At 64.6% G+C, this 1,152-nt stretch carries 1 protein-coding gene; it reads right to left on the bottom strand.

Features of this window, described 5'->3' with window-relative positions; genetic code table 11:
* The gene (locus GGQ90_RS28910; protein WP_086494367.1) at positions 1 to 1,080 is read right to left on the bottom strand and encodes an IS630 family transposase; all 1,080 of its coding nucleotides are present in this window, start codon (positions 1,078 to 1,080) and stop codon (positions 1 to 3) included.
* Positions 1,081 to 1,152 lie beyond the last annotated feature (72 nt).

Below are 1,152 nucleotides of genomic sequence, written 5' to 3'. Positions count from 1 at the left end.
CTAGTGGATGGAATCTAACGCTTGGTGCCCGCGCTTGACGGCGGCGATGATTTTGTCGGGATCGGCGGCCCAGGTGAAGGGCTTGGGCTGCTGGTTGTGCTCGGCGAGGAAGCGGTTGATGGCGGCCTGGAGGTCGATGACGGAGTGGAAGACGCCGCGTTTCAGGCGCCGTTTCGACAGCTTGGCGAAGAAGCCCTCCACCGCGTTGAGCCATGAGCATGAGGTCGGGGTGAAGTGGAAGGTGAAGCGGCTGTGCCGGTCGAGCCAACGGCGCACCTTGGGGTGCTTATGGGGAGCATAGTTGTCGAGGATGACGTGCACGGCCTTGTTGGCGGGAACCTCGGCGTTGATGGCATTGAGAAAGCGGATGAACTCCTGATGGCGATGGCGCTGCATGTTCCTGCCGATGACGGTGCCGTCGAGCACGTTGAGGGCGGCAAACAGCGTGGTCGTGCCGTTGCGCTTGTAGTCATGCGTCATGGTGCCGAGTCTGCCCTTCTTCATCGGCAGGCCGGGCTGGGTGCGGTCGAGCGCCTGGATCTGGCTCTTCTCGTCGACCGACAGCACGATGGCGTGGGCCGGCGGATCGACATAGAGGCCGACGACGTCGCGCAGCTTGTCGACGAATTTCGGATCGTTGGAGAGCTTGAACTGCCGCCAGCGGTGGGGCGCGAGGCCATGTGCCTTCCAGATGCGCCGGACCGCGCTGGCGCTGATGCCGGCCGCCTTCGCCATCATGTCGGCCGTCCAGTGCGTCGTTTCGCCCGGCGGATCGGCAAGCGTCATTGCCACCACGTGCGCGGCGACATCGGGTCCGAGCGGCGGAATGCGCGACGGCCGCGTCTTGTCGCGCAGCAGCCCGTCGCAGCCTTCCGCGGCAAAGCGCTCCTGCCAGCGCCACACGCAGGTCTTCGACTTGCCGGTCCGGCGCATGATCTCGACGGTGCCGACGCCGTCGGCGGACAGAAGCACGATCTCGGCGCGCCAGACATGCTTCTGTGGGGCATTGCGGTCCCTAATCAGCGCCGTCAGACGGGCACGATCGGTCGGCGAAACGGTGAACGATATTCCTGTGCGCATGCGCCAGACTCGCATGCGAACGCAACAAAGGGAATCCCGAACCGGACTCTTATGTCAGGCGGAAACCACTAG

The organism is Sphingobium scionense (assembly GCF_014197035.1).
In the GTDB taxonomy this organism is placed as follows: Bacteria; Pseudomonadota; Alphaproteobacteria; order Sphingomonadales; family Sphingomonadaceae; genus Sphingobium; species Sphingobium scionense.
Note: the sequence above shows the minus strand (reverse complement) of the source record. Positions and strands in the feature narration are given on the sequence as shown.